The sequence below is a fragment of the Aquimarina algiphila genome, from assembly GCF_947494415.1.
Classification (GTDB): domain Bacteria; phylum Bacteroidota; class Bacteroidia; order Flavobacteriales; family Flavobacteriaceae; genus Aquimarina; species Aquimarina algiphila.
Genome location: NZ_CANLVC010000002.1, coordinates 637,467 through 652,527, shown reverse-complemented (window position 1 = coordinate 652,527; position 15,061 = coordinate 637,467). Strand labels below are relative to the sequence as shown.

Annotated in this window: 17 protein-coding genes; 14 read left to right on the top strand and 3 right to left on the bottom strand. The window is 36.6% G+C overall.

Features of this window, described 5'->3' with window-relative positions; all coding sequences use genetic code 11:
• Positions 1-230: 230 nt before the first annotated feature.
• Genes PQF96_RS05455 through PQF96_RS05445 form a run of 3 tightly spaced genes read right to left on the bottom strand, consistent with a single transcriptional unit; the run spans position 231 to position 6,334 of the window.
• Entirely contained in the window at positions 231-1,280 is a 1,050-nt protein-coding gene (locus PQF96_RS05455; protein ID WP_271765353.1) for a hypothetical protein, read from the bottom strand.
• Positions 1,281-1,327: 47 nt separating this feature from the next.
• A complete protein-coding gene (locus PQF96_RS05450) occupies positions 1,328-3,055 on the bottom strand; it encodes a SusD/RagB family nutrient-binding outer membrane lipoprotein (RefSeq protein ID WP_271765352.1) in 1,728 nt (575 codons plus the stop codon).
• Positions 3,056-3,070: 15 nt separating this feature from the next.
• Positions 3,071-6,334, bottom strand: coding sequence for a SusC/RagA family TonB-linked outer membrane protein (locus PQF96_RS05445; protein WP_271765351.1), 3,264 nt, complete (start codon positions 6,332-6,334; stop codon positions 3,071-3,073).
• 518 nt (positions 6,335-6,852) lie between these two features.
• Here PQF96_RS05445 and rpsL point away from each other — a divergent pair.
• From rpsL to rpsQ, 14 genes are all read left to right on the top strand, one after another.
• Positions 6,853-7,227, top strand: coding sequence for a 30S ribosomal protein S12 (gene rpsL / locus PQF96_RS05440; protein ID WP_024770883.1), 375 nt, complete (start codon positions 6,853-6,855; stop codon positions 7,225-7,227).
• 23 nt (positions 7,228-7,250) lie between these two features.
• Positions 7,251-7,727 carry a 30S ribosomal protein S7 gene (gene rpsG / locus PQF96_RS05435; RefSeq protein WP_024770882.1) on the top strand — a complete coding sequence of 159 codons (477 nt, stop codon included), beginning with the start codon at positions 7,251-7,253 and terminating at the stop codon, positions 7,725-7,727.
• Between the two features lie 10 nt (positions 7,728-7,737).
• Positions 7,738-9,864 carry an elongation factor G gene (gene fusA / locus PQF96_RS05430; RefSeq protein ID WP_109435182.1) on the top strand — a complete coding sequence of 709 codons (2,127 nt, stop codon included), beginning with the start codon at positions 7,738-7,740 and terminating at the stop codon, positions 9,862-9,864.
• Positions 9,865-9,875: 11 nt separating this feature from the next.
• Entirely contained in the window at positions 9,876-10,181 is a 306-nt protein-coding gene (gene rpsJ / locus PQF96_RS05425) for a 30S ribosomal protein S10 (protein ID WP_010181931.1), read from the top strand.
• A 147-nt stretch (positions 10,182-10,328) separates the two neighbouring features.
• Positions 10,329-10,946, top strand: a complete 618-nt coding sequence (gene rplC, locus PQF96_RS05420) for a 50S ribosomal protein L3 (protein ID WP_109435181.1) — start codon at positions 10,329-10,331, stop codon at positions 10,944-10,946.
• Positions 10,946-11,575 carry a 50S ribosomal protein L4 gene (gene rplD, locus PQF96_RS05415; protein ID WP_109435180.1) on the top strand — a complete coding sequence of 210 codons (630 nt, stop codon included), beginning with the start codon at positions 10,946-10,948 and terminating at the stop codon, positions 11,573-11,575. Before rplC ends, rplD begins: the two co-directional genes overlap by 1 nt.
• Positions 11,576-11,580: 5 nt before the next feature.
• The gene (rplW, locus tag PQF96_RS05410) at positions 11,581-11,871 is read left to right on the top strand and encodes a 50S ribosomal protein L23 (protein ID WP_109435179.1); all 291 of its coding nucleotides are present in this window, start codon (positions 11,581-11,583) and stop codon (positions 11,869-11,871) included.
• A 9-nt stretch (positions 11,872-11,880) separates the two neighbouring features.
• A complete protein-coding gene (rplB, locus tag PQF96_RS05405) occupies positions 11,881-12,705 on the top strand; it encodes a 50S ribosomal protein L2 (RefSeq protein ID WP_109435178.1) in 825 nt (274 codons plus the stop codon).
• A gap of 6 nt (positions 12,706-12,711) precedes the next feature.
• Complete coding sequence (rpsS, locus tag PQF96_RS05400; RefSeq protein ID WP_024770876.1) at positions 12,712-12,990, top strand: 30S ribosomal protein S19; 279 nt, start codon at positions 12,712-12,714, stop codon at positions 12,988-12,990.
• Between the two features lie 8 nt (positions 12,991-12,998).
• Positions 12,999-13,406 carry a 50S ribosomal protein L22 gene (rplV, locus tag PQF96_RS05395; RefSeq protein WP_109435177.1) on the top strand — a complete coding sequence of 136 codons (408 nt, stop codon included), beginning with the start codon at positions 12,999-13,001 and terminating at the stop codon, positions 13,404-13,406.
• Between the two features lie 8 nt (positions 13,407-13,414).
• On the top strand, positions 13,415-14,143 hold the full coding sequence (gene rpsC, locus PQF96_RS05390) for a 30S ribosomal protein S3 (RefSeq protein WP_271765350.1): 729 nt from the start codon (positions 13,415-13,417) through the stop codon (positions 14,141-14,143).
• Positions 14,144-14,163: 20 nt separating this feature from the next.
• Positions 14,164-14,583 carry a 50S ribosomal protein L16 gene (gene rplP, locus PQF96_RS05385; RefSeq protein ID WP_109435175.1) on the top strand — a complete coding sequence of 140 codons (420 nt, stop codon included), beginning with the start codon at positions 14,164-14,166 and terminating at the stop codon, positions 14,581-14,583.
• A 13-nt stretch (positions 14,584-14,596) separates the two neighbouring features.
• The gene (gene rpmC, locus PQF96_RS05380; protein WP_025666452.1) at positions 14,597-14,791 is read left to right on the top strand and encodes a 50S ribosomal protein L29; all 195 of its coding nucleotides are present in this window, start codon (positions 14,597-14,599) and stop codon (positions 14,789-14,791) included.
• A gap of 12 nt (positions 14,792-14,803) precedes the next feature.
• Complete coding sequence (gene rpsQ / locus PQF96_RS05375) at positions 14,804-15,061, top strand: 30S ribosomal protein S17 (protein ID WP_024770871.1); 258 nt, start codon at positions 14,804-14,806, stop codon at positions 15,059-15,061.

Genomic DNA, 15,061 nt, shown 5'->3' with positions numbered 1-15,061 from the left:
TCCAAATATTTAGATGTTGTTGTGGGTAAGTTATACGGTGGTTGTGAAGTTTTTTGTGTTTTTTAATTTGTTTAAGTATCAGATAATGAACAACTTCTTAAAGGGTTGTTAAATATTGAGTTGTATTTGTTTTGTTGGTCTTGTATCAAGTTGTAAAAAGAGGAGATTTTCAATTGAAAATCTCCTCTTTTTTGTAAGAAAAAATGTATTCTAATGTTTTTTTATGGATATTAGTCGTCTTCAACCTTAAAAAGCACAGGCCATATTTTACTATCTGGACGGGTCAAAACAACTGTTCCTCTATCTCCTGCAGAGTTGCTGAAATCTATAGTAATATCGGTTCCTATTATCTGTGTTATTTTATAGGTATAGGTGAATTCTTCTTCATCACTAGTGTCTTCTTCTACTATGATTTCACCATCTGCTACTAGTTTAGTACAATCCCAAATTATTGTTCCTTTTAAGAAATTAATTGTGTTAAATGTTCCAGTATAGCAATTATCAAATTGCCCAAAACTTAAATCGGTAGTGCTATATTCACCTCTGTCTTCGCTTTCTGTCCAGGTGACTTCTCCACTTGGAAGCGACATGCTGTTACATTGACTCCTTCCGCCTGGTGCAGGAATCAAAGAGGTTACATTATAAGTATATGTACCTGCAAGAGTTTCTGTGATAGTACATCCTATTGTTGTTCTGTAAGTGTATGGTGAAGAGAAGTATGAACCTCCCGATACATTCCCATTGGCGTCATCAACAGAAAATGTCCTTCCATCTTTAAGTTTAAGTACAAATCTAATTGCAAAATCATCTTTTCCTTGAAGTTTGCTTTCATCTACTCCAGTAAATGTTAAAAATTCATCTGCAGTAAAGGTAATTACAGAAATAGGCACTCCTCTTTCTCCAGGTTGGAAATCAGAAGCTGTTAATGTTCTTATAAGTCCTTCTTCTGTTGATAAGTCATCGTCGTCGTCGTTTATTACTCCATCCATGTTAGTGTCGATCCGTGTATTTTCAACAAATCTAGCATAGATTTCAATTTGGTCTAGCAACTCACCATTTTGATTGTCTTGTTCTTCTAAAGTGAGTGTGTAATTGGCTCCTTCGTCAAATTCTAGTAATAAGTCATTATAGATAAGGTTGTTGTCAATGTCAATTGTTCTTAATACTCCACCGCTTGTAACGCTGTCAAGTATTACGTCCACAGTTTTGTCATCACTGCTACACCCAAGGATTAAGCCCGTAAGGAGCAGTATATTTAGATATTTGATTATTCTTTTCATTTTTCTATATGTTTTGTTTTAATCTTTTAAGTTTTAATTAGATTAAATTAGTTAGCGATTGGAAATAATGGCGAATCGTCATTGTTGTCCCAAAAAACCTTTTGATCCAAATTTTGTTTAGGATCTACAGATGAATTGTTGGTTGTTAAATCTGCCGGATAAGGAAATGATCTGATAAAATTACCTGTAGCAGGAAATGGTTCTACATTTGGTTGTAGGGTTGTTGGGTATCCTGTTCTTCTGTAGAAATTGTATGCATCTATTCCATTTCCAAACAAAGCAATCCAATATTGTTCTGCTATAACATTCCATCTATCAACTGGTGTTGCTGCTGCATCAAAATCTGCAAGGCGATCATTAATAAAAGTGGTGATTGCGGTTGCATTGGGTTCAAATACTAGGTTTGCAGAGCTGTCTAAGGATCCAAATGTCGATACTTTATTTATTGATTTTGTTATAGCGCTAGATAAAGCTATTCTTGCAGAAGAAGTGTTCATTTGTTCCATGGCCACTTCTGCTATCATAAAATCAACCCAGGAAGAAAGTAGAATAGGTGTGATTCCTGCTCCTTGACCTCCGTCACCTTGTTGTGTTCCTTTAAAGCTACTATCGTCGAAGCGACCAGCTGCAGGATAGACACCAAAATTTGTTCTTAAAAAACCGTCTGGTGGTACTCCGTCATCATCACCATGATCACGTCCCCAATACCCATTGTTTAAGTAGCAAAACGTAAATCCACCATCAATATAGTGCTGGGGAGCACTTTCTAATGAGCAGCTTAGTGTTTCTTCATTAGGAGCTGTTTCTGCTCCTGGAACAACATTAGTTTGTCTGTAGTAATAATATCTGATTCTTGGATCGTCAGAGTTAGACATTAGATTCATCAACCAGTTTGACATGTATTCATCGGCACCATCTCCTTCGTAGTTGTTGGCATATCTGGGATGACGGTTGTCGGGTTGAATTTCATTTGTTCCCCAAGAGAATTGAAAGTCTTCATCAGGGCTTTGGATATAATCGCCATCACTGACAATGTTGTTAAAATTTGTTATGGCTTGGGGGTCAACTAATCTTTTTTGAAGGAAAATCTTCATTTTTATAGTATTAGCTGCTGTAATCCATTTTTCCCAATCACCATTATAATAGAAGTCGTTATCGGGTTCGTTGGTAGCATCTTTATTGAAATTTATTATGGCATTGTTCAGTAAATTTAATGCAGCATCATATATTAAAGAACCATCATCTACTTTAGGATTTAAATTTGTGCTTCCCTGAAGAGCTTCACTATAAGGTATGTTGCCAAAAAAATCTACTAGCGTTACGATAATATATGCTTCAATAACTTGAGATATTCCTAAATGATGATATAGGTTGTTTTGAGTAGCAATGGGTTCAAGTGCTCTTGCGTCTGCCAGAATTCCGTTAAATGTTTGATTATGCCCGTTTTGATCTGGAAAAGATACTCCGGTAGATTGGTACGATCCGCTCCAAAGGTCATTAAAGTCTGATGGAGAGTATACGTTTGGGTAATCCCTCCCATTCATGTTGTCTATTCTTGTGACCTGACTACCAATGGCACCAAAGCGTTCAACGACCTTTCCAAAATCTACTTGAATTGAATTTAGAAATAGATCAGGGTTGGATTGAGAAGGGTCTAATAGATTAGGGTTCTCAGTAAGGTCTAGCTCTGTGCTTTCACAGGCGGTAAATAACATTCCTATAATCAGAATGATAATTACTGATACTTTATATGATATTGATTTTAGTATATTCATGATTGTTTTTTTTTATTAGAAAGAAGCTTTAATACTCATACCATACCTTCTTGAACTCGGTCCGTTTAAGAAATCAAATCCACGACCATTACCAACACCAAGTCCGGCAACGTTAGGGTCAAAATTGGTTCCATCAGGTATATTAAAAGCATCGAACCATAAATTATATCCGGTAAGATTTATACTTACTGCTCCAAAAGGAGTTTTGTCTAAAAATTTAGTTGGGATGGTGTATCCCAATGATAGTTCTTGTAGTCTAAGTACGGTTCCGTCAAACACGCCCAATTCATCCGGGCCAAACAATACATTCGAAAAGTAAAAAGTGGAATTGTTTATTTGGATATTGTTTTGGGAGCCATCATCTCTAACTCCTGGCAGAATAAATGTGTTTTCACGATCTACCGTGTCGGTTGTTAGCCCTCTACCTAATAAAGTAGATACGGTTCTAGAGTAAATATCTCCTCCTTTTACAAAAGTGAATAAGAAACTTAAATTGAAATTTTTGAAGGAAAACGAATTATTTATGTTTAAGAGGTAATCTGGGTTAGGATCTCCTATAACAAATGTTCCTTCTTCTTCTCTGTAATTACCAGCATCATTTACTAAAAATTCTCCATTATCGTTTCTTTGAATTCGACTTCCTACAATTACTCCTAGTGGTTCTCCTTCAATAGCGGCATTACCTAAGTTGGAAAACCCAGAATATACTATGATATCTGTATCTGCACCAAGATCTTCAACTGTTGTTTCGCTGGCTGTAAAATTGATATTGGTGTTCCATGTAAATCCATTATTGACCTGTTTGACAATGTCTACACCTAAATCTACTTCAAATCCATCGCTTTTTATTTCCCCAATATTTTCACTTCTTATGGTGGCTCCAGTAGAAGGATCTAAAGGTCTGTCTATAATAAGGTCTTTGGTTGTTCTGTTGTAATACGAAGCGTTTAGGTTAATGCGATTCTTGAAAAACCGAGATTCTATACCAAATTCTATTTCATTTAATCTTTCAGGTTTTAAATTTGGATTCCCTTCTCTTGGAGGAATCGAGTTGGTTACAACATCATTTCCGCTATCAGAATTCTGAAAGTTTTGAGTGTCTAAATCTAAAGTAACAGCTACTGGGAAGCCAGTGGGAAAGTTTGCAGATGTACCGTATCCGGCTCTGACCTTTAAATAATTTATTCCATTATCAGTCCTTAGTCCTTTAAATGCGGTAGTTGGTAAGAAAGAAACACTTGCGCTAGGGTAAAAAATAGACCTATTTTCTGTGGTTAAATTAGAAACCCAATCATTTCTTCCGGCTAAAGCAAGATAGAGCATTTTTTTATAGTCAAAATCAGCTTGACCATATAAGCCGACTATGTTTCGTTCTTGTTTAAATTCAATCTCATCTTGGTTGAGAAAGTTAACGTGTCTAAATACGTCAAACTCTACTTGACTGCTGCTCGCAACACCGTTACGTTCGAAGACTTCTCTTCTGCTGGTTCCTCCTACATTAAATGTCATGCCAATGTTGTCGTTTAATGCAAAATTTCCATTAATGATAATATTGTGATCGAAGATGGTATTAATGTTGGTCCAGGTTTGGTAAATTCCACTTCGTAAGGCAGCGTCATCACTAACCCCTCCTTTGTTTTGTTGGTTGATGTTTGATTCAGTGTAGTTGTCAATTCCGAATCGATAGATTAGGTTTAAGTTGTCGGTAAAGTCATATTGTAACGTTCCGTTACCAAATACTCTATTTGTCGTTTGCCTGTTTAGGGCATTGTTAACCGTCCAGATAGGATGTTGTATGCTATTGTTTTGTCGATAATATACGCTTGATCCATCTTGAGGATTCTCAGATGGTAGCCCAATTAAGTCTACACTTCTTGGTGTAAAGAATAATTCTCCAAAAACTGAAGAACCTGTTCCGAATGATCCATTACCTCTACTTGCAGAGACAGGTGGTGATCTGAAATCTGTTTTAGAGTAATTTAATGTATTAGAGATTGTAAATTTATTAGACAGGACGGCTTTTCCTCCAAATCCAAGGGTATTTCTTCTTAGTGTGTTTCCTGGAGTGAAACCTTCATCTTCTAAATAACTGTAATTGGCATTGTAGCTTAGTTTGTTGTCTGTTGATGCGCCTCTAAAATTAATTGCTGTATTAGCGACAGTTCCGGTTTTGAAGAAATTTTCAACGCTATCATATGGTCTCCATTCATAACGAGCTCCTGCAAATTCTGGAAATGCTGCGGGAATACCTGTAGCTGAAGCAGCTGTACTATATGGATGCGCTAAGGTGCCATCTTCGTTAAAACCTCTATTGGGGTCGCTGTCAATACCATTTCCCCATCCTGCAACTCCTTCTCTTTCAAAACTTGGTCCCCAGTTACTAAAGAACCATCCGAATGCTTGGTCGAAACCGTTTCCATATTGATTTTGATAATCGGGGAGAGATGCGATTTCATTAAAAAATAATGATGAAGTTATCGTTACTTCATTCTTTTTAAGTGCATTTCCGGCAGATCCATTTTTTGTGGTGATTAGGATAACTCCGTTTCGTCCTGCTGTACCATATAGTGTTGCGGCCGCAAGACCTTTTAGTACATTAACGCTTTCAATGCTGTTAGGGTCAAGGTCTAAAAATCTACTTGAACCGGAGTTTCCGTCTACAAAATCGTTCTGACTGTTTCCGTCATTTGACCCTTGTGAATTGGTGTCGCTACTAAAAGGAACTCCGTCAACAATAAATAATGGTTGGTTGCTTCCGCTAAAAGAACTTAATCCTCTAATAACAATATTGGTTCCTGATCCAGAAAGACCATTTTGTTGAGTGATGTTAACTCCAGAGGCTTTTCCGAATAAGACACGACCAATATCTCCTTCGGCTCTTTGTTCTAATTGTTCGTTTTTAACCTCTGCAACAGCATACCCAAGAGCCTGTTTCTCTCGTTTTATACCTTGAGCTGTGACAATAACTTCTTCTAATTGAGAGGCAGAAGATTCTAATTGAATATCAACTGTGTCGCTGGTTCCTACGGTTACTTCTTTGTTTGTAAAGCCGAGATAACTAAAGACTAGTATGTCTCCCTGGGATGCTTGAAGGTTGTAGTTTCCATCAAAATCTGATTGGGTACCAGTGTTCGTGTTTTTGACAATAATGTTTACTCCTGGTAAAGGTGAGCCAATGTCGTCTGTGATTTTACCTGTTATGGTTTTTTCTTGTGCAAAAGAAAATTGCACGACTAATGCTGTAAAAAGCATTAGAATTTGCTTCCTTGATGATTTCATTGTGTGTGATTTATTTAAATTGGTCAATTTCAAAATTCACAATAAAATAGCATTAAATAGGTGTATTTTTGATTATTTTAACTTTTATTAAGATTTTTAAATGTTAAATTATAATAATTTAATAATCATTTTCTTTTTTTTTTTTTCTTTAAAATGATTGTTTCTTTTTCTACTTTGATTTTAATGCTTAAAAAAGGGGCTTGTGTGTTGTGGTTAGGTCTTGTTTGATGTGTTATTGTGTTGTGTTTTATGTAATATAAGGTTGACTTAAGTGGCTATAATGATGTGTCTGTAGTTTAATGTTGTATTTAAGATTTTGTTTGATTAGATAATATTAGTTTTGAAGCTTGGAAATAATCATAATCTCATTGTTTTTGTTCGATAAGTTTTGGGTAATATATTTAAATGAATAAAAATTAATCAATTAGGATTTGATTTGCTGAAAAATATTTCTACCTTTGCAGCCCTTTTAAAGGGAATATTATAAAAATTATTTAATATATAGTGTAAAGCAAATTATGCCAACAATTTCACAATTAGTAAGAAAAGGTAGAGCCAAAATAACTAAGAAGAGTAAATCGGCTGCTTTGGATTCGTGCCCGCAACGCCGCGGTGTTTGTACGCGTGTTTATACTACTACACCAAAAAAACCAAATTCAGCTATGCGTAAAGTAGCTCGTGTTAGGTTAACAAATGGTAAGGAAGTAAACGCATACATCGGTGGTGAAGGTCACAATCTCCAGGAGCACTCGATAGTATTAGTTAGAGGTGGAAGGGTAAAAGATTTACCAGGAGTTAGATATCATATTGTTCGTGGAGCTTTAGACACCGCAGGTGTTGAAGGTAGAACACAACGTAGATCTAAGTATGGTGCAAAACGCCCTAAGAAGTAATTAAAAAACTTTAAGAAGAAGACATGAGAAAAAGAAAGGCTAAAAAAAGACCAATTTTGCCAGATCCACGTTTTAACGATCAATTAGTGACTCGTTTTGTAAACATGATGATGTGGGATGGTAAAAAGTCAACTGCTTTTAAAATTTTCTATGATGCTATTGACATTGTAGAAGAGAAAAAACAAAATGACGAAAAAACGTCATTAGAGATTTGGAAAGATGCATTATCTAATGTAATGCCACATGTGGAGGTTAGAAGTCGACGTGTAGGTGGAGCTACTTTCCAGATTCCAAATCCAATCAGACCAGACCGTAAAATATCTACCGCTATGAAGTGGTTGATTCAGTTTTCTCGTAAAAGAAACGAGAAATCTATGGCTCAGAAACTAGCAGCAGAGATTATTGCAGCAGAAAAAGAAGAAGGAGCAGCGGTTAAGAAAAGAGTAGATACTCATAAGATGGCTGAAGCAAACAAAGCATTCTCACACTTTAGATTTTAATCATTAAGAAATGGCTAGAGATTTAAAATATACAAGAAATATAGGTATTGCTGCGCATATTGACGCAGGAAAAACTACAACTACAGAGCGTATTCTTTATTATACGGGTGTAAGTCATAAGATAGGTGAAGTGCACGATGGTGCTGCTACGATGGACTGGATGGAGCAAGAGCAGGAAAGAGGTATTACAATTACTTCGGCTGCTACTACATGTGAGTGGAAGTTTCCAACAGAAAATGGTCAGCCGATAGATGATACTAAAGGTTATCACTTTAATATTATTGATACTCCGGGTCACGTTGATTTTACGGTTGAAGTTAACCGTTCTCTTCGTGTTCTTGATGGATTGGTATTCTTATTTAGTGCGGTTGATGGCGTTGAGCCACAATCTGAAACTAACTGGAGACTTGCTGATAATTATAAAGTACCTCGTATAGGTTTTGTGAATAAAATGGACCGTCAAGGATCTAACTTTATGGCAGTTTGTCAACAAGTTAAGGATATGTTAGGATCTAATGCAGTGCCGATTGTAATGAATATTGGTGATGAGGCAGATTTTAAGGGAATTGTAGATTTGGTTAAAAACCGTGCTATTGTTTGGCATGATGAAACGCAAGGGTCTACATTTGATGTTATTGATATCCCTGAAGAATTAAAAGCTGAGGCTGCTGAGTTAAGAGGTAAGCTTATTGAAGAAGTTGCTGCTTATGATGAAAACCTTTTAGAAAAATTTATGGAAGATGAGGATTCTATTACAGAAGATGAAGTGCATGCTGCTCTTCGTGCTGCTGTAATGGATATGAGTATCATTCCAATGATTTGTGGATCTGCATTTAAGAATAAAGGAGTACAATTCCTTTTAGATGCGGTATGTCGTTATTTGCCTTCTCCAACGGATAAAGATGGTATAGTAGGGGTGAATCCAAATACAGATCAAGAAGAATTGCGTAAACCAGATGTAAAAGAGCCTTTTTCGGCACTTGCATTTAAAATTGCTACTGATCCTTTTGTTGGTCGTTTGGCATTCTTTAGAGCATATTCTGGTCGTTTAGATGCTGGTTCTTACATTTTGAATAATCGCTCAGGTAAAAAAGAGCGTATCTCTCGTATTTATCAGATGCATTCTAACAAACAAAATGCAATAGATTATATAGAAGCAGGAGACATTGGAGCTGCAGTAGGGTTTAAGGATATCAAGACTGGTGATACTATGTCTGATGAAAAAAATCCTATTGTTTTAGAATCTATGGATTTTCCTGATCCTGTAATCGGTATCGCGGTTGAGCCTAAGACTAAGGCAGATGTTGATAAATTAGGATTGTCATTGGCTAAGTTGGCTGAAGAAGATCCAACATTTACAGTAAGAACTGATGAAGCTTCTGGTCAGACTATTATTTCTGGAATGGGTGAGCTTCACTTGGATATTATTGTTGATCGTTTAAGACGTGAATTCAAAGTGGAGGTGAACCAGGGTCAGCCACAAGTAGAGTATAAAGAGGCTATTACAGCAGCAGCTGATCATAGAGAAGTTTATAAGAAACAATCTGGTGGTCGTGGTAAGTTTGCAGATATTGTATTTACTATTGAGCCAGCTGATGAAGGTCAAGTGGGACTTCAGTTTGAGTCTACAATTAAGGGTGGTAATGTTCCTAAGGAATTTATACCGTCAATTGAGAAAGGATTCAAAATGGCAATGGTGAATGGACCGTTGGCAGGATATGAGGTGGATGCTATGAAAGTAACATTGAAGGATGGTTCTTATCATGATGTGGATTCGGATCAGCTATCTTTCGAATTAGCTGCTAAATTAGGTTTTAAAAATTCAGCGAAAGCTGCTAAAGCCGTAATTATGGAGCCAATTATGAAGTTAGAGGTTATTACTCCAGAAGAAAATATGGGTGATATCGTAGGTGATCTTAACCGCCGTAGAGGGCAAGTAAGTGATATGGGAGATCGTGCAGGTGCAAAAACTGTAAAAGCTACTGTTCCGCTTTCAGAGATGTTTGGGTATGTAACAACATTAAGAACATTGTCGTCTGGTAGAGCAACGTCTACAATGGAATTTTCTCACTATGCTGAAACTCCTTCTAATATTTCAGAAGAAGTAATCGCAGCTGCAAAAGGAGTTAACGCTTAATTATTACAGAAATGAGTCAAAAAATTAGAATAAAACTAAAATCTTACGATCATAATTTGGTGGATAAGTCTGCTGAGAAAATCGTAAAGACGGTAAAGAGTACTGGTGCTGTAGTAACTGGGCCAATTCCATTGCCAACACATAAGAAGATTTTTACAGTATTACGTTCTCCGCACGTTAATAAGAAATCTAGAGAGCAATTTCAATTAAGTTCTTATAAAAGACTTTTGGATATTTATAGCTCGTCTTCAAAAACAATTGATGCGTTGATGAAGCTAGAATTACCAAGTGGAGTAGAGGTTGAGATCAAAGTTTGATACAGCTTTTAAGTAAGAAGATCTTACGATAAATGTCCCAAGCTGCGCGCAAGGGAAAAACGGCAAAAAAATACATTCAGGGTTGAGGTATTTTGACCCTGTTTTTTTGCAAAAATAAAAATGAATACTAATTAATAATTAATAAATATGTCTGGGTTAATAGGAAAAAAGATCGGTATGACCAGCATCTTCGACGAAAATGGAAAGAATATTCCATGTACAGTTATCGAAGCTGGGCCATGCGTGGTTACCCAAGTCAGAACTAAAGAGGTTGATGGTTATGAGGCTATTCAGCTAGGTTTCGATGACAAAGCAGACAAAAATGCTACTAAAGCGGCTTTAGGTCACTTTAAAAAAGCAGGAACTGTTGCTAAACGTAAAGTTGTCGAATTCAAAAGTTTTGAGGAGGAGTACAAATTAGGAGATACGGTAACAGTAGAGCATTTTGCTGAAGGAGAATTTGTTGATGTTTCAGCAACTTCTAAAGGAAAAGGTTTTCAAGGGGTTGTGAAAAGACACAACTTTGGTGGTGTAGGTCAAGCAACTCATGGTCAGCATAACCGTTTAAGAGCTCCAGGTTCTATAGGTGCTGCATCTTATCCTGCAAGAGTTTTCAAAGGAATGAAAATGGCAGGAAGAATGGGTGGAGATCAAGTAAAAATTCAAAACTTAAGAGTGTTAAAAGTAGTTCCTGAAAAGAATTTGCTTGTTGTTAAAGGATGTGTTCCTGGACATAAAAACGCTTATGTAACGATTCAGAAGTAATGAAAGTAGCGGTAATTGATATAAACGGAAAAGAAACAGGAAGAAAGGCAGACCTTTCTGATACTGTTTTTGGTATTGAGCCAAACGATCATGCTGTGTACTTAGATGTGAAACAATACTTGGCTAATCAACGTCAAGGAACTCATAAAGCTAAGGAGCGTGCAGATATCGCAGGTAGTACTAGAAAGATAAAGAAACAAAAAGGAACAGGTACTGCCAGAGCAGGTAGTATTAAGTCTCCTATTTTTAAAGGAGGGGGTAGAGTATTTGGTCCAAGACCACGTAACTATTCGTTCAAATTGAATAAAAACCTGAAAAGGTTAGCGCGTAAATCAGCATTGAGTATTAAGGCAAATGACAAGGCAATTACGGTTGTAGAGGATTTTACTTTTGATACTGTAAAAACTAAGAATTTTACTGCTGTTTTGAAGTCTTTAGGGCTTGAAAACAAAAAATCTTTGTTTGTGTTGGCTGAGTCAAATAAAAATGTATATTTGTCGTCACGCAATTTGAAAAGTTCAGAAGTTGTAACTGCTTCAGAATTAAGTACTTATAAAATACTTAATGCTAATAGTGTTATACTTTTGGAAGGTTCTTTGAAAGGAATTGAAACGAATTTAAGTAAATAGAAGCCATGAGTATCTTAATAAAACCTATTATTACGGAAAAGGCTACTGCAGATAGTGAAGTGTATAATCGCTATGGTTTTGTAGTAGATAAGAAAGCGAATAAGGTAGAGATCAAAAAAGCAGTTGAGGCTGCTTACGGTGTATCTGTTACTAAAGTTCGAACATTAAATGTCCGTCCAGACCGTAGTACACGTTATACAAAAACGGGTATGGTCACTGGTAAAACAAGTGCATATAAAAAAGCAATTGTACAGGTGGCGGAAGGTGAAGTAATTGATTTATATAGTAATCTTTAAGACTAAAAAATGTCAGTAAGAAAATTAAAGCCAATTACCCCAGGTCAGCGTTTTAGAGTAGTAAATGGATTTGACGCCATTACTACTGATAAGCCGGAAAAAAGCCTATTGGCTCCGAAAAAAAGATCTGGAGGTAGAAACAGTCAAGGAAAAATGACCATGCGCTACAAAGGTGGTGGTCATAAAAAAAGGTATCGTATTATTGATTTTAAGCGAGATAAGCAAGGAATCCCTGCTACCGTTGCTACAATAGAGTACGATCCAAACAGAACTGCATTTATAGCGCTTGTTAATTATCAGGATGGTGAGAAGCGTTATGTTATAGCTCAAAATGGTTTGCAAGTTGGTCAAAACATAGTTTCTGGTAGTAACGTTGCTCCAGAGATCGGAAATGCAATGCCATTAAGTGATATCCCTTTAGGAACTATTATTTCTTGTATAGAATTACGTCCAGGTCAAGGTGCCGTTATGGCTCGTAGTGCTGGTTCGTTTGCTCAGCTTATGGCAAGAGATGGTAAGTTTGCTACTGTAAAATTACCTTCTGGAGAAGTAAGGATGATACTAGTTAATTGTATGGCTACTATTGGAGCGATATCAAACAGTGATCATCAGTTGATCGTTGGTGGTAAAGCAGGTAGAACAAGATGGCTAGGTCGTCGTCCACGTACGAGACCTGTGGCGATGAACCCTGTCGATCACCCAATGGGTGGTGGTGAAGGACGTTCTTCTGGAGGTCACCCACGTTCTAGAAAAGGTCTTCCTGCAAAAGGATATAGAACCCGTTCTAAGACGAAAGCGAGTAATAAGTATATTGTAGAACGTAGAAAGAAATAATAAGATATGGCACGTTCATTAAAAAAAGGACCTTACGTTCACTATAAGTTAGAGAAAAAAGTGGCTGCAAATGTTGAAGCTAACAAAAAATCAGTAATCAAAACGTGGTCAAGAGCTTCGATGATAACACCTGATTTTGTTGGTCAAACAATCGCAGTACATAATGGTCGCCAATTTGTACCTGTATATATTACAGAAAACATGGTGGGACATAAATTAGGAGAATTTTCGCCAACACGTTCCTTTAGAGGCCACGCTGGTGCTAAAAATAAAGGTAAAAAATAATTTAAGTCATGGGAGTTCGTAAAAGAGAAATGGCAGATAGAATTAAGGAAGAGAAAAAGCAGATTGCTTTTGCTAAACTTAATAACTGCCCTACATCACCTCGTAAGATGCGTTTAGTAGCTGATCTTGTACGTGGTGTAAAAGTTGAAAAGGCGCTTCAGATTCTTAGATTTAACCCTAAAGAAGCATCACGTCGTTTGGAGAAGTTATTGCTTTCAGCAATAGCTAATTGGCAGGCGAAAAATGAAGACGCTAGCATCGAAGATGCTGATCTTTTTGTAAAAGAGATCCGTGTAGACGGAGGAAGTATGTTAAAAAGACTTCGTCCTGCTCCACAAGGTCGTGCACACAGAATAAGAAAACGCTCTAATCACGTTACAATTGTGGTTGCAGCAAACAATAATACACAAAGCTAATAATAGATATGGGACAGAAGACAAATCCAATCGGAAATCGCCTTGGTATTATCAGAGGATGGGAATCCAACTGGTATGGAGGTAATGACTACGGTGATAAACTTGCCGAAGACGATAAGATTAGAAAGTATGTACACGCACGTTTATCAAAAGCTAGTGTATCTAGAGTAATTATTGAGCGTACGCTTAAACTTGTAACCGTTACTATCACCACTGCCAGACCTGGTATCATTATCGGAAAAGGTGGACAGGAGGTAGACAAGTTGAAAGAAGAGCTTAAGAAAATTACTGAAAAGGAAGTTCAGATCAATATTTTTGAAATCAAAAGACCAGAACTTGATTCATTTTTAGTAGGATCTAGTGTAGCAAGACAGATTGAAAGTCGTATTTCATATCGTCGTGCTATCAAGATGGCTATTGCGGCTGCAATTAGAATGAATGCAGAAGGTATTAAGATTCAGATTTCAGGACGTTTGAATGGGGCAGAGATGGCACGTTCAGAGTCTTATAAAGAAGGTCGTATTCCTTTATCAACATTTAGAGCTGACATAGATTATGCTTTAGTAGAAGCTCATACTACTTACGGTAGATTGGGTATTAAAGTGTGGATCATGAAAGGTGAAGTATATGGTAAGAGAGAGCTTTCTCCTTTGGTTGGTTTATCCAAGAAACAAGGAAAAGGTGACAACCGAGGTGGACGAAGTGGTGGTAATAACAAATCACGTCGTAGAAAGTAATTTTTTAAAGTAAATTAACAATGTTACAGCCTAAAAGAACAAAATTCCGTAAACAACAAAAAGGACGTATGAAGGGTCTTTCTCAAAGAGGACATACTCTTTCTAACGGTACCTTCGGAATTAAATCATTAGATTCAAGTTTTGTTACTGCTAGACAAATAGAAGCAGCTCGTATTTCTGCTACTCGTTATATGAAAAGAGAAGGTGCTCTGTGGATTAAAATTTTCCCGGACAAGCCTATCACTAAGAAACCTCTTGAAGTACGTATGGGTAAAGGAAAAGGTGCTGTTGAGTATTGGGCAGCAGTAGTAAAACCAGGAAGAATTTTATTTGAAATAAGTGGTGTGTCTTATGACGTTGCTAAAGAAGCATTACGTCTTGCAGCACAAAAACTTCCTGTAAAAACTAAGTTTATCGTAGCTAGAGATTATCAAGCTTAATATTTGAGAGACTATGAAACAATCAGAAGTAAAAGAATTATCTACAGCTGAATTACAAGAGGAACTTGGTAAATCTCAAAAAGCGTATTCAGATTTAAGAATGGCTCATGCCATGTCACCGCTAGAAAACCCTTTACAATTACGTAAAGTAAGAAGATCTATTGCGAGAATGGCTACAGAGCTAACAAAAAGAGAATTAAACGGTTAATTCTGCTGAAAGATGGAAAAAAGAAATTTAAGAAAAGAACGTATAGGTGTTGTTACTAGTAACAAAATGCAGAAATCAATTGTGGTTGCTGAAGTTAAAAAGGTAAAACACCCGATGTACGGAAAGTTCGTGTTGAAAACGAAAAAATACGTTGCACACGATGAAAAGAACGACTGCAATATTGGTGATACTGTAAAGATCATGGAAACAAGACCTATGAGTAAAACCAAATGCTGGAGATTAGTAGAAGTAATTGAAAGAGCGAAGTAA